The organism is Pseudoalteromonas sp. NEC-BIFX-2020_015 (assembly GCF_012952265.1).
Classification (GTDB): Bacteria; Pseudomonadota; Gammaproteobacteria; order Enterobacterales; family Alteromonadaceae; genus Pseudoalteromonas; species Pseudoalteromonas neustonica.
In genome coordinates, this window is record NZ_JABCJL010000047.1 from 1 (window position 1) to 18,452 (window position 18,452).

Here is an 18,452-nt window from a genome sequence, read left to right on the forward strand (position 1 = left end):
GCTCTGCCGTAAATTGACGATTAACCAAGTCCTTTGGCTTATTTTGTTGCTCATCTGGTATCGTTGTTTTACATGCTTTACCGCGACGAGCACCTTGGATACCCATATTTCGCATTAGTCGCTCAACAAAACAAAGATGACACCCATCCTAACAAAACAACAAAACAAAGATGACACTCATCCTAAAGTTTGATACTTGAATTCAAGAAGATATAAGTTTTTAGCCCAAAAGAGTAAACTTAGTAGCGCAGTTTTATTTGCTCAATTAAAGTGGCTGTCTAGTTTATTTTTTATTAGATGAAACTGCAGTGCTCAGTTGCATGGCCTACGTTGATTTAAACCCCATCAGTGAGAAATAAACAAAGATGACACCCATCCTAAAGTTTGATACTTGAATTCAAGAAGAGATAAGTTTTTAGCCCAAAAGAGTAAGATAATTAACGCAGACATCCACCGTTAATTTTATTAAACGCCCTTTTAAAGGGCGTTTTTTATGTCTATTGATTTGCGGTTTATAGGCAATAGGGTCGTTTGGGTGGGCAGTTAATATTTGTAATAGCGACAGGATAAACCAAAGGCTTCAATGAGCAATACATTGAAGCCTTTGATATTAAATGGGTAATGCTCTTTTGTTATTAAATAATGTGATTGTACGTGGAAAACTATAATACTGAGTGGTATAGTTAGCCAAGAGTAAGGAATTTAAATGTATATCTTTAAATCAAAATGGTTCAGTAAGTGGGCTGAAAAAGAATGTTTAACCGATCATGCTTTGCAAGAGACGATACGTGAACTTGGAGAGGGACTTAATGATGGTGAACTAGGCGGCCATGTTTATAAAAAACGAGCAGCAATTCAAGGCCAAGGTAAACGTGGCGGGTTTCGTACTATTGTTGCGTTTAAAGTGGGTGATAAATCATTCTTCATGTTTGGTTTTTCTAAAAATCAACGAGATAACATAGGTAAAAAAGAGTTAAAGACACTGAAGTTGATGGCAAAAGAATTACTTGGTTATTAAGATATTCAACTCAAAAAAGCCATTGAATCAGGTGAATTAATAGAGGTAATAAATCATGAGTAATAGTATTTTAGATGTTATGCACGACACCGCAAAAGGGTTGACTGATGCGGGTGTAATGGATGTGCAAACAATGCGGGAATTTGATGTGTTATGCCTACCAGAAATAGAGCGCTATGATGCTGCACATATAAAAGCAATACGAGAGAGAGCTCATGTTAGTCAAGCCGTGTTTGCTGCTTATTTAAATACAAGCCCTTCGACGGTTAGATCATGGGAGCAAGGTGGGAAATCACCAAAAGGAGCGTCTTTAAAATTACTCAACCTAGTGGCGCACAAAGGGCTAGATGTACTTGCTTATTAAATTCATTGAACACTTAATATCACTAAAACGTTCATTTAAATCATTACTTTAATAAGATTGACCCTGTGGATCATAAAGCCAATTACTGTATATGCAGGCACGATACTATGATCCAGTCATTGGTCATTTCTACTCGAATGATCCTGTTGGGTTTACAAATATTCATACCTTTAATCGGTATGCTTATGCGAATAATAATCCATATAAATATATTGATCCTGATGGTATGGAAGTAAGAGCTGTCTACAATAATGCTACTGGTAAATTGAGTATGAGAGATAGGGATACCAAAGAAAGGATTGTCATAAACGCAGAGTCAGGTGGTAAACCTTTTGGAGCACCAATAGAGCCTGGTGTATATGATATTTTATATACACCAAGGGATGGTTTTTACAGGCTTGAGCCTTTAGATGCCACATACGGTGATGACACACACGGGGCTACGGGGCGAGACTTATTCCGATTACATAAACCGGGTCTCACAATAGGTTGTATTGCGGCTGATAATGAAGAAGGTTGGTCGAGTGCTGAAGGCATGTTAGAGCAAACAAAAACATCTGAAGTTACAGTTGATAGTAAATCAAGAAACCCTTTTTCCGAAAAAACTGAATCGTCAACAAGGTTTGGACAATTGAAAGTTGTGCGTGTTTCTGGTCGTATAGAGTCACAAAAGTTGAAGGAACAGGATGATTAGACGAATGAGTAGGTTAAAATTAAGTACCGTATTCATAGCCACTATGTGTTCTATCGGGTATTTGTCGTTAATAATTTATGATATGTCAGTGATGGTAGCTAAAAACTGGAATCATGGTCACTTATTGTTTCTTCAGTCTACGACTATCATCAGCGTTTTTTCGCTTATTATGGCAACTTTAGTCGCAGCCTTTTTTTTAAAAGCAAAACAAAAGAAGGTGCTTTTAGGGGGGAATTTTATTATTTTATTTGTTTGGATATCACTGCTTATCTTTAATGTAGTAGGTATTATTGAGTAATCTTCACTAATTTGATCCAAAGCCCCTTAAGGGGCTTTATTTTTGGCTGCTTTTGAAGCCAAACGAAAAAGTAAGATTACATCGCTCTAATAGCAAAAACCCCGAATTCAGGTTCCAAGTGCACCAAACCTTAAATCACTAATTAATAAAGACTTCTTCAGCTGTCTGATAATTTAGTATTTTCCTTGGGCGAGTATTAATTTTCATTACAACCTCTTGGAGTTGTTCATTAGTTATAGTTGAAAAATCAGTTTTCTTTGGGAAATAACGCCTGATCAGACCGTTTGTATGTTCATTTGTTCCTCGTTGCCACGAACAATAAGGATCAGCAAAATAAATAATAAAATCTAGTTCTTCTTCCAAAGCTTTAAATTTCGAAAATTCTTTTCCATTATCCAAGGTCAGAGTTAACTGTTTATGCTCTGGAATCTCTTTAAACATCTCTACTGTAGCCGTATTGAATGACTCAGCTTGCTTAGTCTCTATTTTTTGCGCGATTAAATATCGAGAGCTACGGTCAACATGGGTTACAAAAAAACCAGAGCCCTTTTTGCCTTCAATTAAATCACCTTCCCAGTCACCTATTCGGCTTCTGTCTTCGACTATTTTTGGTCGTTCGCTAATACTTACTCTATTCTTAATTTGCCCACGTAAATCGCCATATTTACGTTGTTTACGTCTTTTTTTATGCCTCTTAGCTAAGTCTTTGTATAGCTCTCCACCTGCTTTAAAATCCTTAATCACCCATTGATAGATTGTTTCATGGCTGACATACATTAATTCATCTGACGGGTTATCCTTCTTAAGCCGACCTGCTATAGCATCTGGAGACCATCCCATTGCTATTTTACTCTGCACAAGCTCGTACAGTGCCTTATTGTTTCTTTTTCTTGCATGCCTAGCGACCTTCCTTCTTGCCATCGCTTTTTCGTGCGCTGCCTCATCGAAATAATCATAGTAGGGTGGCTTATTTCGCTTAACTTCACGCATGATAGTTGTATGGTGTCGATTTAATAGTTTACCAATGGCTCGGCAGCTTTCGCCACTATTGAATCGATAGTAGATAGCTTTTCGTTCGAAACTGTTAAGATGTTCGTAAGACATTCTGAATTCCCTCGATAATGAGTTTGGTCGCACTTACTACATTAGCAAATGTTTCAGAATGTCATATTTATTGGTGGGTTATGGTCAGTGGTGCACTTGCATAATGAATTCGGGGTACAGAGAAAAAGGCGACACCATAACAGGCAACGGCACTAACTATATTTACTTAGGTAAAAAACTGATTGCCAAGTACGGAGACGTAACACCGCAAACAGTGAATGAAAGCCGTCAGCACAGCCGCCCATTTGGAGAATCGATAGAAGCACCCAAAGATGATGTGGGTTACACAGGGCATAAATTCGACACCGACTTAGGGTTGAGTTATATGCAGGCACGATACTATGATCCAGTCATAGGTCGTTTCTATTCGAATGATCCGATAGGGTTCCGTGATGTGCATAGCTTTAATAGATATGCTTACGCAAACAATAACCCCTATAAATACATTGATCCTGATGGTAATAACCCTGTTGCGATAGGGAGGTTTGTTACTCCCCCTCCAATAATACAATTCACCTCAAGCGGAGTTGGTCAGTCAACACAGCCTGCATATATTATTAGTGGAGGAATAAATACCGAGAGAACTGATAGGTTCGGAAATTTAGTGTTTAATGAATCAACCGAAAGTCCAGTATCTATTGAATCAGATGGCTCTGGTATTGATATTATTACGGTAGATACAGATCAGGAGGGATCAGTATTATAGGAGAGACTAGTGTGGATGGTGATACACTTACTATCGGTGGTGAAGGGGGAGCACAATCGAAGGTGATGGAAGTAACACAGTTGGACTTTCAGGGGGAAGAGATGCTGGCCGGCAGATTGGTAAGCACTTTGGGGTTAGGAGGTTGTAATTGAAGGTGGACAGAGAACTTCTGGCGCAAATAAAGGCAAACAACCTAGACCAGTAAAAATAAAGGTAGATAAAAAATGATTATTGAAATTACGAAATGGCCCACTGGTTTCAGAAAAATATCTTTTAATAAGGCTTTACGGCAAGAGTTAAAAATGTCGATTGCTGAGGCAAAGGCCACTGTAGATGAAATTCTTGTGGGGAATATAGTTAGGCTGCCATACACAAAAGAGTTAGAACTAGAGGTAAAGAAAGCAGAACTATCTTACAACCTTATTGAAAAATGAAAATTAAGAGGATCCCATCTTAATTTGAATCCAAAGCCTCGCACTAGCGGGGCTTTTTGTTTTCTAGTCTATAGCTTGGGGCTTTATTTTTGGCTGCTTTTGAAGCCAAGGATTGTTTTCAAACAGACATAATCATTTAATGTGATAGCTGAGGATTTGATTGGTTTAGTGTTCTAATTTGTTCAGGGCTGAAACCATTCCTCAAAAGTTCAAAGTCATCAAAATCAACGATGGCTCTGCGTCCTTTTCCAGTAACCAGATACACGCTGCCGTAAGTAAGGGGTCCGTGTTAGTAAATCTCTTACACACCTCATGTTTTTAGGATAAATAAAGCCGATAGGCAGTATATTTAGACGCAGTAAAGCACTGCATTAATGATTATATTATTGGTTATTACAGTGAAATTAGACCGCATTCATATAACGGTGGATTGACCCCGAATGAATCGGAGTATCGGTATTGGAAATACTATAAACCGTGGCCAAAATGACTTGACCACAACATCACAACAACTTGATTATAACAACCATGCGCGAGGTAAACTCCCGCCTATATTGGATGTAACACCGTTGTTTAAATTTGCGTAGGCGGGGCTTTATGCCGCGCAAATTGGGCATTGAGTTTGAATATCTTATAGGCAAGTAATTAGGCTGAAATACACCTTAATTAATCCTTGATAGCAGCACAAAAAACTCTTGATTTAACTCCTCACTTTCCCACAACCACTCACTAAAGCAAGTCTCGCACCTGCGGTTTATATGACTTGCCAATTTTAACCTGTGCGTTTGACGCTAATTGGATGGTGTCGGTATTTATCGCAACAACCTTACTTTTGTTGATCACGTAGGATTTATGTACTTGCATAAAGGAGCTGTCGAGATCGAGTAAAACTTGCTTGAGGGTACTGTTTACTAAGGTGGCGGTTTCTCCTTGCCATACTTTTACATAGTTGCCGTAGGCTTCAAACATGTCGATTGAATTAAGTTGAAATTTACGTTTTTCACGCTCGATTTTAAGTGTAATAGTTGAAGGTGCAGCGCCGGTGAGGGGCAGTTGATTTTGGTTAGCTCTTAACCTGACCTTGTCTAATGCTTTTTCAAGTCGCGGCGCTGATACTGGCTTGAGCAAATAATCGGTTACATCCAGCTCAAAGCCTTCTAAAGCGTATTCTTGATACGCGCTAATAATAATCACTTGTGGGCGCTTGGCGAGGACTTTTAAAAGTTCGATACCGGAGAGCTCGGGCATATTTATATCTAGAAAAAGTAAATCAATGGATGATGTTGCTAATGTGCATAAGGCATCTTTGGCATTAAAACTTTGTCCTGTTACTTTAATATCGGGGTGTTTGGTCAAGTGGTGCAAAATGACCTGATGGGCAAGGGGTTCATCATCAACAATCAGTGCGTTTAACATCGTGGTAGCTCCATGGCGAGTGTGGTTTGCCAAAGGTCATTATTTTCATTAATTGTGAGAGTGTGCTTATTTGGGTATAAAAGGGCCAGCCTGCGGCGCAGATTAGTCAACCCAACTCCCTGATGTGAACTAGTCTGAGCATGGTTGATAGGGTTAGCAGAAAACAAGGTTAATGTGTTCTCTGTGATTGTGAGCTTAAACACGACGGTGACTTTGTCTGATGTGGGTTCTACGCCATGTTTAATCGCATTTTCTAAAATCATAATAAGCAATAAAGGGGCAATAGCATATTGCTGAGCCTGCTCAGGCCATTGTGTTTCAAACTGACAACGCTCGCCACTGCGTATACGCTGCAGGGCTATAAAGTCTTTTAAATAATCAACCTCATTAGTTAAACTCACCTGCGATTTTTGCCCCTCATAAACGCTGTATCGCAATAAGTTAGCTAACTGCATAACAAGTTCTGGCGCGTCATCTGATTTAGTTAATGTGAGTGCGTATAAGTTATTTAATGTATTAAACAAAAAATGTGGGTTGATCTGTTGTTGCAGTAACTTGAGCTCTGTTGTTGTTTGTTGTTGGGCAATTTCATTGATTTGGGCGTGCTGCTGCTGACGCTCAAACGCTAAAATAATGGGGGTACTCACAGCCAAATAGAAAAACATAAACAGGTAGTTATCAGGGCTAAAAATATTATTGTTTCCGCCGGGTGTGAGGTTTGAAATACCCACAGGCAAGTCATTTATGGGGAGTAAAAGTACCCAAGAAGTTAGAGTGGGCGTTAGTATAACCAAACCTATTAAGCTTGCTGATAAAAATGCCAACACACCACAATGTGTTAATATTTTACGTATCAGTATGTAGCGGTTTAATAAGTACACACTATACATAAGTGCTGTATACAAAGTGATTTGCCAAAGGTAATTCACAAAGTTATCAAACTCAGAGAATATTTTAGTGATATCAATAATTATATTAAATGGCTGATTTAGCATAGGGTTTACATGTGTATTGAGTACCCCAGAAAAAATAAGCGACCAGCCAAACATCATCATAAATAACATCCCATCGAGTGATACAATTGACTTTAGCCACTTGCTGTTTAAGATTTTTTTGCTTTTATTCCCCCGTTTTGAAATCAGCCATACTAAGCTCACACTCAGGCATAACGCCCAGCTTTGCAGGTCAAGAAAATGCCATTGCGCAGTGTTAGCAAATTGCTCTTTAAGTATTAAAAATAGTATTGGGTAGACTATAAAACCGAATGAGAACACTATTACTGCGCGCTTTAGCGTGAAACGAGATGCGCATACATGGGCGACTAAAAAGGGAGTGCATTGTAAAAATAGTTGTGCATTGATCAGTAAGTAGTCTGAAATAAAATGTAATTTTAATGATAAAAAACGGATATGCGCTTCAAGCAAAATTATGGCGATTAAGGGCAAAAACACGATCAAGTGGTGCGCATTAAAACGTTGCCGTAATGAGGAAAAACCCCTGTGCATTGTGAACTCCATTTATTTGTTCTTATTATAGTTACTCGAATATCACGTCAGTATCTAAGTCATTATATGCTCTACTACGAGAGTAAATGGTCTGAATGAGCACTACAAATGACGAAAGTCACTATTTAAATGATGAACGTCTAATTTAAACTTTTATCACTTTGTTTAGTGCTTTAATCATCAATGTATCGAGTGTTGGCCTGTGTTGACTTAAGCTAATAGTATATTAATTAAGGAGATACCACTATGCTGGCGCTGACGAACATAAATAAAACCTACGCAGACGGTACATACGCGCTTAAAGATGTGTCACTTACATTACCAAGCGGTATGGTGGGGCTACTAGGCCCAAATGGAGCAGGAAAATCAAGCCTAATGCGCACTTTGGCGTGTTTACAGCATGCGGATTCAGGCAGCATAGAATTTAACGGGCTCGATGTAATAGCGAAACCGCAAATACTTAGAGAGCAGTTAGGTTATTTACCGCAATATTTTGGTGTTTACCCTAATATGAGTTGCCGTGCATTGCTTGACCATATTGGCGTATTAAAAGGGCTACCAACAAAAACACGTAAACTACAAATCGATAACTTACTTGCGCTTACAAACTTAACGCGTTTTGCTGACAAAAAAGTGGTTAACTTTTCGGGTGGGATGCGCCAGCGTTTTGGTGTTGCACAAGCATTATTAGGCGATCCAAAATTAATAATTATGGATGAACCCACCGCAGGACTTGATCCTATGGAGCGAGAAAGCCTTAATAACTTATTAGTTACGATCAGCAAAGACAGACTGGTATTACTCTCAACACATATTGTTGAAGACATTGAAAATCTTTGTCATCACGTGGCGATTATTAATCAAGGGGCTGTGGTTGGCAGCGCCGATGTACTTGACTTGATCTCACCGCTTGAAGATAAAGTATGGCAACTTGATAGCTTGCCTGCTGATATTGAAAAAAAACATATACTGAGTAAAAGTTACCGTTACGGTAAAGCGGCTTTTCGTGTGTATGCGCAACAGCAACCGTGTGAAGATGCAAAGCTAAGTAAAACGACATTACAAGATAAATACTTTTTTGAGCTTAATGCACAAGGAGGCGTATCATGTTAATGATGAATGAGTGGAAGTTTGTGCTACGCCAACCTTTAGTGTGGCTGTGTATTTTAGCGCCTGTTGGGTTTACTATTTTATTAGCTAGTGGTCTAGCAACGCTCGATGTAGATATTGTTAAACAGTATCAGCTAAATGTGATTGCCATGCAGATGATGGTGCTGCCTGTATTAGTAGGCGTATTGTCGCCAATTGTATTTTTACGCGATCAACACGCGAATATGGATTCACTGATTGCAGTCACGCCCGTAAGTGTATTTAAGCGTGGCTTTGTACGTTTTGCGCTGGTATTCAGCCTCGCTTTTTTGATTGTAAGCCTAAGCACTTTAATGATGATGTGTTTGCATTTTAGTCAGTTAGGTTTTCAACCCTCAATTCTAGCCAGAACATTATTCAATAGTCTGTTTGTATTATTGCCAAATGCAGTTCTTCTGACTGTGATTGGCTTTTGTGTGTGCCATAAATTGTCAAGCTCGTTAGTTAACTATGTGGTGTTTGCTGTATTATGGGTTGGTTATTTAGTGCTGGCGAGTTTAACTGGCAACCCTATACTTGCAGGCAGTAGTATTGCAAGTATAGGGTTGCATTCGCTGTTTGTTTGGTTCGACCCTTTTACATTTACAGCAATAATTCATGGTTTTTCACAGCCAGAATCGTTTTGGAATACGCCGCTCATTATTAACCGTGTTGTGATTTTATTAGGCTCAGGGACGTGCATGTACTACGCATTACACACACGACCTAATCAAAAAAGTATGGCTCTTAAAACACAAAAAAAGGTTGAGCAGAACATTGAAAGTAGTGATGCTTTTATTCCTGGAACACGAGCAACAGAATATAAAACGTTTACAGCGTTACCTAATATGCTTTCAACTATCTTTGCTGTGTACAAAGCTGCGTTAAGTGATCTGATTGCACACCCCGTTACATGGATAATTTTTGCGGGATGGCCGTTGATTATATTTAATAATGTCGCTTCGAGGTCAGGTTATGTTGAGCCATTTTCTATCATGGACTACACCAGTATTGATGTAGTAAATCATTATGCGTTTGATACCTTACTAGTGCTGGGCACCTTGTTAATGTTGCTTTGGAGTTGGCAAGTCTGTACGCGTGGTAAAAGTACCCAAATGGCAGAGCTTATTGCAGTTTCGCCAGTAAAAAACGTGCAGCTGTTAATCAGTCATTTAGGCGTGTTAACCACCATGGTAGTGGCTCTATTAGTTGGGAGTTTTATTGGTGCAAATGCTGCTCAGTGGTTTTGTGGTGGTAGTTATCAGCCATTAGTTCATGTGCATATTTTATTAATGATTGGCTTTGGGCTAATGTTAGTTGCGTGGGCATTTGTGAGTGTGTTTCACTTGTGTCGTTCGTCAAAGACGGCTGGGCTTATCATCACTGCTATTTTACTTATCAAATTTACGCCTGTGATGACCTATTTAGGACTGACGAATACGCTATGGAGCCTAGCATGGACGCCATTACAAGGGCCAGAGGCCTTTTGGGGGTACCGTGGGAGCATCACAACTTATTGGCCTTATATGCAGCTGTGGTTAGTTGCCGTTGTTAGCTTGGTTATTGTAGCCTGTGTTTTTAGTTACCGTGGTGCGGGTATCGACAGCGCAAAAATAAGCCGCAAGCACAGTTGGTTAGTTTTACCTGTTATGTTGACTGGTGTGCTGTTTGTACAATTACATATGCAATTAGTCGCTGAAAAACCACTCACTAATTCTCACAAACGTGAGGTGTTTAAAGCGCAATATGAACAGAATTTTGTGCATTGGCAAAGCGTTGCACAGCCAAAAATAACCCATATTGATGCTAATGTTGATTTTTACCCTAGTAAACAAAAAGCAGATTTTGCTTTAACGTACACGCTTACAAATTTAGATAAAAACCCAATAAAGCAGGTATTAGTAGGGCGCGCTGGTTTTTATAATTGGGCTGATATTGAGGTGACTGGCGCGTATAAAGTAGATCATGATGAAACACTAAACCAAGCCGTCTTTGAGTTTGAGATTGCAATGCAACCGGGCGAAGTGAGAACGCTTAAAAGCACGTTCACTTATCAACAGCCAAAGCTATGGCCTGTTAATTCACACCAAATAGTAACACCTGAATTTAGCTATATTCGTTCTGTGCCTTTATTACCTACAGTTGGTTATCAAGCAAATTATGAGCTGACTGATCATGGCCTACGTGAGACTCACAACCTTCAAGAAAAATTGCAGCGGCCACCGAGCCAATTATTTGCAAAGGCGGACAATCGCCAAGGCCAATTTGAATGGACAACGCTTTCAAGTACTGTAACAACAGAGGCCGGCCATCAGATTGTTAGCCAAGGGGAGTTAGTATCACAAGCGCGTATGGGTGGGCGCGAGATATTTGATTTTGTAACAAACAACCCTGTAAGCGCTATTCCTACTTGGGTATCTGTACCCTATAAAGCTGTAAGTAAAATGCAAAATGGCGTAAAGCTACAGGTTTTTGCACAGCACAAAGCTCAGCCAAATATTGCGCGCGCAATAGATGTAAACCTCACTGCAATGGCCGATACGCTAAAATGGTTTAGTGACAATATTAGTCCTTACAAAGGTAAGCAACTTAGCCTTATTGGGAGCCCAAATTTTGGTGCTACAGGTTATGCATTACCGCAGGTTATGTTTATTGAACACAATGTTGGTTTTAGAGCAAGACCCGCTGATGATGCGTTATTTGATCAACGCTATCGCCGTGCAGTGCATGAGACGGCGCATCAATGGTTTGGTCATGATATTGGTAATGGAGTAGCAAGTGACAGATCATTTTTAGTGGAATCGATGGCTAAATATGTTGAACTTGTAATGATTGAGCAACGCTATGGTAAACAAGCAATGCAGGGATTAGTTGACTTTGAAACGAAGCGTTACGAGCAACGTTCAATGATGGATATTACAGATAAGGTCGCACTTATTGATGCTACACAAAGTCATGATCAATATTCTCGCGCCACGATAGTGTTTGCAATGTTAAGAGCTGAGATAGGGGATGAGCCTATTGTCCGTGCATTAAAATCAGTGTGGCAAGAGCACAGTTATCCACAAAACCCTGCAAATTCAATGGACTTTATGCGTGCGCTAAAACATGAAACGGGTAGGCAGCATGAGCAATTAATCACCCATTTGTTTTTAGAAAAATGAATTAACCTACAGTGATAAAAGCCGCTCTTATACTAAGAGCGGCTGTGTGTACCTTTCAAGGGGAGGTAAATTTAAAACGCGTAACTCACACTAAATCGAGTCGTGCGCGGCATAATGTAGCGGCCATTAGGTGCGTCCGCATTACGTGGATCGCCTTCGGTAATACCTTGCTCATTTGTTAGGTTATCAATTGCCAGTTGCAGTTTGATCCCTTCCATTGGCTCAAGGATAAAACCTAAATCAATTTTTTCGTAACCATCAAGGGTTACAGTGTTTTCATTATTACCAAAACGATCATCAACAGCCGACAACGTGCCATATAATGTTGCATACATGCCCTCTAGCTCAAAATCATAACTTGGCGTAGCACGAAGTTGCCATCTAGGCTGGCGTTGTGCTTCATTGCCTTTGTTTGTTGGGCTTTGAGTGATCTCAGTACTTTGAATAGTTGAATTAAGATTAATAGAAAACCCAGATTCATGGTTAAAATTGTAATCAAGTTCTACGCCGTATGCTTCGTTGGTTAAAACTTCTGCAGGTTCACCTGGGCGGCGAACAAAAGTGTCACCCTCAACTTTATTAGTAAATAGTGTGGCATAAAAGTCAGTGCTTTGGCTTATTAATTTATAACCAACTTCTGCTTGAGTGACTTCTTTAATGAGAGTTTCGCCCTTTTGGTAGGCGCTATAGTTATCTCTAAAGTCATCAAAGTAAGGCATTTTATAGCCACGATTTACGCGAGCAAAAACACCCGTATTGTCGTTCAGTGAGTAATTTATACCTGTGGTCCACGATGTTTTGCTTTCATCATATTTTACGGTTTTATTTATAATGCCATCAAGACCTTCGTCAACACTATATTGCACATCATGGTTTTCAAAACGCAGGCCGACATCTAGGGTTAGATCTTGAGTAAACTTATATTGAGTTGTGGCATAAAAAGCGTTAGTTCGGGCATCGCCTGTTGAGTTAATATCGTAATTAAAGTCGCAACCAGCTGTGCTTTCGTTACAGGCAATATCGTTTAGCATTTCGCCACCAGCTTGGAGCACGTGGTATGCTGTATTACCTAAGCTCCACCAATCGTTTGCTGAGGTGGTCGCCGTGAAATAACCCGCCGCAATTGAGAAGTCGTCAAACTGTTTTGAGAATGCTAAGTCATTGGTAAATGAGCTTATCTCTTTAAGCACAACCCAGCGACCAATTTGTTGAACTGGTGTACTACCGGTATAAATAGTGCCTGTTGCTGCACCTGTTGCACTTTGTTCATTATCAGCAACAGCACTAAGTGTAGTGGCTGCGCCAGCGGGGACTAAACCAAACGTGTTAGCATCGCCTTTGGTAATATTAAACCGGTCTGAAAAAGTCCAACCATTATCAAAATCTAGCTTGATACTCCCGCCAGATACATGGCCTTTCCAACCTCGACCATTACCTATATCAATGTGGTGTTCATCGTTATTTGGCCCGGTATAAATAGTTGCTTGGCGGTTGAGCGTACCAAGTTGTGTATATTCAGCATCAATGCCATCAACATTAAGGGGGGTTGGTAAATACCATGCGCCATGGTCGTCAGTTTGGCGAGTATAAAAATTCAACTCACCATTATCGAGAACTTTGGTGATATTAACTGTAAATTGGCTGCCTTTTTCAGACGTAAAGCCGGCATCTCGAATGCCCGGTGAACTTTTGATATAACCGCCTACCATAAAGTAAAGATCATCTGATATTTTACCACTAACAACGGCATCTACACGCTGTAAATTATAATCAGACGTGGTGTATTTAAAGAGCCCTTGTGTGTCTTCACTACCACGCTTTAAGCGAAAATTTGTGGTTAAACCGGGTTGACCGTTTGATAAAACAGGGTTCGGGCCGCCACGAAGTGCTTCCATGGTTTCAATGGTTTCGTCGATTCTAAATATTGAAGAGTTCTCTAAGAATGACAACGTAGACGCTGGATAAATAGGCGAGCCTTCAAGGCTTAACGTTAAAAATGGGGCGTCACCACCACCTGGAAAACCACGTACAAATATATTGGCCCCAGATTCACCACCTGAGCTTTCAACCCAGACTCCAGGTACCGCTTTAAACAGATCAGCTGTGCTCTTAGGTGATAACTTTATTATTTGCTCTGCATCAATATTTGTTACTGCGTAACTAGCATCAATTTTACGCACGCCCATACCTGCAGGGGTGCCAGAAACCACAATGCGTTCAACTTTATTATTAATTGCTGTTTGTTCGCTATTTAGCTGTTGCTGTGCAAGGGCGTTTTGACTGGTTAACGCTAAAAAAATAGCGCAAGCCAGTTTGCTTGGTGTGTGTGTTGTCATGTCGGTGTTCCCATTTTTGTTCGTTATATAAAAAACTATTAATGACCTAGCGCTTTGGTTGATGAATCAGTTTCGAGTTGTTTATTCAATACCTGCGCGTTGAATTTACTCGTAATAGCAAGCTACAGTTCTATAAAACTGCTTAGCAATTACAGGCGAAATATTGACCAATACTTAGGCTGTACAACACAGTATTAAGCTATTTTATACAATGTTAATGCTGTGCTCTTTTAAACCTTAGAACTTTATGCAAACGTTTGCAATTATTTTTTTGAGCTTTCAGTGTTATTTTTATACATAACGATGTTTGTAGTGAAACTTATGTTTTTGCGCAGCCTATTTTTAATAATAATGGTATATTGCATGCCTATGATTTAAGGAAGGCGTCATATTTAACAATGAAGAATAAACAACTTAAGTTAGCCGATTTAGCCAAGCTTGCGGGTGTATCAACATCGACTGTTTCTCGCGCGTTAAATGATAACCCATTGATAAAAAAAGAAACTCGAGATAAGTTAAAGCAACTTGCTAAGCAACACAGCTTTAGTTTAAACACGGCTGCAAGCCGCCTTCGCTCGCAAAAAACTAATGTAGTGGCCGTAATTATTAATTTTGACAGTGGGACTGAGCAGTCAATTAATGATCCGTTCTTGCTTAAAGTGGTTGGTGAAATAAACCTAGCGCTAAATAAGCAAGGCTTAGAATTATTACTTTCAAACTCTTTTATGGCTGGTGATGATTGGGCTAATTATTTTATTAATGGCCGTCGAGCTGATGGTATTATTGTGGTTGGCCAAGGTAAAAATCCAGCAAACATTGAAACCGCAGCCGCTGCGGGTGTACCGTTAGTTGTATGGGGTGACCCTAAAACCGTAAGTGATTACGCTATTGTAGGCAGTGATAATTTTGTTGGTGGGCGTTTAGCCACTGAACACTTATTAGCCGTAGGTGCTGAGAATATTCTATTTTTAGGCGATCCTGATCATGCTGAAATTGGTGAACGATGCCGTGGATATATTGAGGCCATTAAAGCGGCTAATCGCACTCCACACATCGTGTCTATTGATATTACCAGTGGTGCTGCGTATCAAGGAATAAACCACTTACTGGTTGAAAAAGGGTTGTGTTTTGATGGCATAATGGCATGCAGTGATATGGTTGCACTGGGGGCAATGAAAGCTTTAAAAGAGCGCTACATCAGTATTCCTAACGATGTTGCCTTAGTTGGCTTTGATGACATAGCAATGGCTGATATTAGTCACCCTTCACTTTCAAGTGTTAAGCAAAATACACAACGTGCATCGGTGTTATTGGTCGAAAAGTTACTCACTCAGTTACAAGGACTAAAAGCTGAATCGCAAGTTGTTGAAATAGAATTAATTAATCGTCAATCAAGTAGCCGAAAATAGACCAATTAAACATATTAATAGCACTTATTTTAAAAATTAAATGCAAACGTTTGCATTTTTATTTTAGCTAAACTATTCTAAAAAGAAATCAACAACAGGTTAAGCGAATGAACTCAATAAGAATAACCATAGCATTGGCATGCAGTTACTTTGTGTTCGCTATTTTACTCAATAGTGTTGGTACTGTGATTTTACAGGCTATCAATAGTTTTGATATCACAAAAATGCAAGCTTCTGTTTTAGAAGGTTATAAAGACCTGACAATCGCGATTATATCGTTTGTTGTTGCATCCTTTATTCCACGTATTGGGTATAAATTTGCCATGCTATTGGCCTTAGGGTTGGTGGCTTTAATATGTTTATTAGTACCCTATATTGCCGAATTTTATGCGATTAAAATATTGTTTGCAGTGATTGGTTGCAGTTTTGCGATTATGAAAATATCGGTTTACTCAGTTATTGGTCAGGTTACTGACAACGCTAACAAACATTCTTCATTGCTAAACACCATAGAAGGCCTATTTATGGTGGGTGTATTATCAGGGTATTGGATATTCTCTGGGTTTATTGATAGCAACGATGCACACAGTACCACCTGGCTGAATGTGTACTATTTGCTTGCAGGATTAATTGCTGTGGCATTTGTTGCTGTAACTGTTGCACCAATTAAATCCCCTGACACACATGCCCAACGGGGAGAGCACTGGCAGGCTTTTGTTGAAATGTTGGTACTTACATATAAGCCTTTGGTTTTAATATTCATTATTAGTGCATTTTTATATGTGCTAGTTGAACAAGGTGTTGGTACTTGGCTGCCAACGTTTAATAATCAGGTACTGAAATTACCAGTCGATGTCAGTATTCAATTAGCCAGCTTATTTGCAGCTGCTCTTGCGTTGGGTCGGTTAGTTGCAGGGCAGGTTCTACGTGTGATTGGTTGGTATAGTTTGTTGTTAGGGTGCTTAATTGCAATGGCAATGTTAGTTTTGCTGATATTACCACTGACTCAAGACGTTGACGGTAGCCATATAACCAATGTATTTGATGTGCCTTTTGCCGCTTATATGTTGCCCTTAATTGGTTTTTTTATGGCGCCATTATATCCACTATTAAATTCAGTAATGCTCAGTTCATTACCCTCTAGTCAGCATGCATCAATGACGGGATTGATTGTTGTTTTTTCTGCCTTAGGTGGGACAACAGGTTCAATAATCACCGGTTATATATTTGATAAGTTCAGTGGACAACATGCTTTTTATCTCACTTTGATCCCTATTAGTTTATTGGTAGTCAGCGTTTCTATATTTAAAAAAATGACAATAGCCCAGCATGCAGAGCCAGTTAAAGGATGATTATGAATTTTGTAAATAGCCAATTATTTTTAGATGTGCAGTTAAGTGGCTTATTTGCTGATAGCAAAACCTTTGCCGATGCGAAAGCAAAAAAAACGTGGCAATATGCTTGCCAGTGTTACGAGAAACTAGGACCATTACAGGATAAAGCTCTGTATGCTTTCGTCATAGACAATTTTATTTTTGAATCAGTTGAGTTACCCGATGCGAAAATAAATACAGCTAGCGTGAGTGATTATATTACTGATTTATGGCCTTACTTATCCCGAGAGGCTGATAAGCCACAAAGCAGCTCATTACTGCCATTAACGCATAGTTACACAGTGCCTGGTGGGCGTTTCCAAGAAATATATTACTGGGACAGCTATTTTACCTCGTTGGGCCTTGAAGACATTGGCGACATTGCCAGCATTGAAGCCATGATATTTAATTTCATTGATTTACAAAAGCGCAATGGGTGTATTCCAAATGGAAATCGTGCGTACTATAGCTCGCGTTCTCAACCTCCTGTTTTAGCGTTAATGGTTGATTTGGTTTGGCAAGCAAAGCACCGCGACAATATGAATACTCAATGGTTATCACAATGCGTTGTAGCACTAGAGCAAGAGTATGCTTTTTGGATGCAAGGCAGTGAGCAGTTATCTGATAAAATGCCAGCACATAAACGTGTTGTTAGAATGGCGAATGATGCGCTACTTAATCGTTACTGGGATGATGAGGCAACGCCAAGGCCCGAATCATTACGAGAAGATTTACACGATGCGTCACTATTACCTGAATCTGAACGGGCTGATTATTTTAGGAATATACGCGCCGCGTGTGAATCAGGGTGGGATTTTAGCCGTCGATGGCTTGCAGATACAAATTTAACCAGTATTCAAACAACCGATATTATCCCTGTAGATTTGAATAGTTTGCTCTATAACCTCGAAAATCAACTTGCAGTGTATTTTGGTGAGCTAAATAACTCACAAAAGCAGGTATATTTTAATCATAAAGCAACGCAGCGTAAAAAAGCGATTAACACGTATTTATGGGATCCATCGCATTACTTTTTTGTAGATTATAATATTCGACAAAAGCAATACTCCCCAATATTATCACTTGCTGCTGTAGTTCCTTTATTTGTGAAGTGCGCAGATGAAGAACAAGCTCACTGCGTTAAACAAATACTTATGCAGGACTTTTTAAAGCCGGGTGGGTTAGTTACTACATTGTGTGACACATCTCAGCAGTGGGACAGTCCAAATGGCTGGGCACCATTGCAGTGGTTTGCAGTGCAAGGCTTTAAACATTATGACTTTGAAAAAGAAGCTACATCGGTCATGCATAATTGGTTAGGAATGATAGAAATGCGGTTTAGTGCTGATAGTTGTTTACTTGAGAAATATAACGTTTGCGAACCAGATAACCGTGCTGGTGGCGGTGAATACAGTGTACAGCAAGGGTTTGGCTGGACAAATGGCGTGACTTCGCGGTTTTATAGGTTAGTCTTTTTGGCTGGTTCTTAATAAACTATATTTG

General features: G+C 39.6%; 15 protein-coding genes and 1 pseudogene. 11 read left to right on the forward strand and 5 right to left on the reverse strand.

Going from position 1 to position 18,452, the window contains the following annotated elements; translation table 11 throughout:
- Positions 1-133 (reverse strand): annotated as a pseudogene (locus HH219_RS22175) (IS3 family transposase); the annotation flags it as partial.
- Positions 134-706: 573 nt separating this feature from the next.
- Between HH219_RS22175 and HH219_RS20950 the strand changes: the two are divergent.
- The 4 genes from HH219_RS20950 to HH219_RS20965 all read left to right on the forward strand — a co-directional run bounded on the left by HH219_RS20950 (position 707) and on the right by HH219_RS20965 (position 2,374).
- The gene (locus HH219_RS20950; protein WP_249118576.1) at positions 707-1,018 is read left to right on the forward strand and encodes a type II toxin-antitoxin system RelE/ParE family toxin; all 312 of its coding nucleotides are present in this window, start codon (positions 707-709) and stop codon (positions 1,016-1,018) included.
- Positions 1,019-1,073: 55 nt separating this feature from the next.
- Positions 1,074-1,382, forward strand: coding sequence for a DNA-binding transcriptional regulator (locus HH219_RS20955; RefSeq protein ID WP_008137812.1), 309 nt, complete (start codon positions 1,074-1,076; stop codon positions 1,380-1,382).
- Between the two features lie 91 nt (positions 1,383-1,473).
- Positions 1,474-2,076 (forward strand): RHS repeat-associated core domain-containing protein, encoded by a 603-nt coding sequence (locus HH219_RS22180; protein WP_249118577.1) that lies wholly within the window; start codon positions 1,474-1,476, stop codon positions 2,074-2,076.
- Between the two features lie 82 nt (positions 2,077-2,158).
- Complete coding sequence (locus HH219_RS20965; protein WP_169328522.1) at positions 2,159-2,374, forward strand: hypothetical protein; 216 nt, start codon at positions 2,159-2,161, stop codon at positions 2,372-2,374.
- Between the two features lie 138 nt (positions 2,375-2,512).
- On the opposite strand, the gene HH219_RS20970 is transcribed toward HH219_RS20965, so the two are convergent.
- Entirely contained in the window at positions 2,513-3,478 is a 966-nt protein-coding gene (locus tag HH219_RS20970) for an IS30 family transposase (RefSeq protein WP_169328523.1), read from the reverse strand.
- Between the two features lie 103 nt (positions 3,479-3,581).
- Between HH219_RS20970 and HH219_RS22185 the strand changes: the two genes are divergently transcribed.
- Complete coding sequence (locus HH219_RS22185; RefSeq protein WP_169328533.1) at positions 3,582-4,184, forward strand: RHS repeat-associated core domain-containing protein; 603 nt, start codon at positions 3,582-3,584, stop codon at positions 4,182-4,184.
- A 224-nt stretch (positions 4,185-4,408) separates the two neighbouring features.
- A complete protein-coding gene (locus HH219_RS20980) occupies positions 4,409-4,618 on the forward strand; it encodes a hypothetical protein (protein ID WP_169328524.1) in 210 nt (69 codons plus the stop codon).
- A 729-nt stretch (positions 4,619-5,347) separates the two neighbouring features.
- Here HH219_RS20980 and HH219_RS20985 read toward each other — a convergent pair.
- Both HH219_RS20985 and HH219_RS20990 read right to left on the reverse strand, forming a co-directional pair.
- Positions 5,348-6,034, reverse strand: a complete 687-nt coding sequence (locus HH219_RS20985) for a response regulator (protein WP_169328525.1) — start codon at positions 6,032-6,034, stop codon at positions 5,348-5,350.
- On the reverse strand, positions 6,028-7,539 hold the full coding sequence (locus HH219_RS20990) for a sensor histidine kinase (RefSeq protein ID WP_169328526.1): 1,512 nt from the start codon (positions 7,537-7,539) through the stop codon (positions 6,028-6,030). Before HH219_RS20990 ends, HH219_RS20985 begins: the two co-directional genes overlap by 7 nt.
- 246 nt (positions 7,540-7,785) lie before the next feature.
- On the opposite strand from HH219_RS20990, the gene HH219_RS20995 reads away from it, so the two are divergent.
- Both HH219_RS20995 and HH219_RS21000 read left to right on the forward strand, forming a co-directional pair.
- Positions 7,786-8,652 carry an ATP-binding cassette domain-containing protein gene (locus HH219_RS20995; RefSeq protein WP_169328527.1) on the forward strand — a complete coding sequence of 289 codons (867 nt, stop codon included), beginning with the start codon at positions 7,786-7,788 and terminating at the stop codon, positions 8,650-8,652.
- Positions 8,646-11,831 (forward strand): M1 family aminopeptidase, encoded by a 3,186-nt coding sequence (locus tag HH219_RS21000; protein ID WP_169328528.1) that lies wholly within the window; start codon positions 8,646-8,648, stop codon positions 11,829-11,831. The genes HH219_RS20995 and HH219_RS21000 overlap by 7 nt, the downstream gene beginning before the upstream one ends.
- A gap of 71 nt (positions 11,832-11,902) precedes the next feature.
- Here the strand turns inward: HH219_RS21000 and HH219_RS21005 are convergent, their stop codons facing one another.
- Positions 11,903-14,167, reverse strand: coding sequence for a TonB-dependent receptor (locus tag HH219_RS21005; RefSeq protein ID WP_169328529.1), 2,265 nt, complete (start codon positions 14,165-14,167; stop codon positions 11,903-11,905).
- A gap of 398 nt (positions 14,168-14,565) precedes the next feature.
- Between HH219_RS21005 and HH219_RS21010 the strand changes: the two genes are divergently transcribed.
- The 3 genes from HH219_RS21010 (at position 14,566) to HH219_RS21020 (ending at position 18,439) form a co-directional block, all read left to right on the forward strand.
- On the forward strand, positions 14,566-15,576 hold the full coding sequence (locus tag HH219_RS21010; RefSeq protein ID WP_169328530.1) for a substrate-binding domain-containing protein: 1,011 nt from the start codon (positions 14,566-14,568) through the stop codon (positions 15,574-15,576).
- Between the two features lie 107 nt (positions 15,577-15,683).
- The gene (locus HH219_RS21015; protein ID WP_169328531.1) at positions 15,684-16,928 is read left to right on the forward strand and encodes an MFS transporter; all 1,245 of its coding nucleotides are present in this window, start codon (positions 15,684-15,686) and stop codon (positions 16,926-16,928) included.
- A gap of 2 nt (positions 16,929-16,930) precedes the next feature.
- Positions 16,931-18,439, forward strand: a complete 1,509-nt coding sequence (locus tag HH219_RS21020; RefSeq protein ID WP_169328532.1) for a trehalase family glycosidase — start codon at positions 16,931-16,933, stop codon at positions 18,437-18,439.
- The last annotated feature ends 13 nt before the right edge of the window (positions 18,440-18,452 follow it).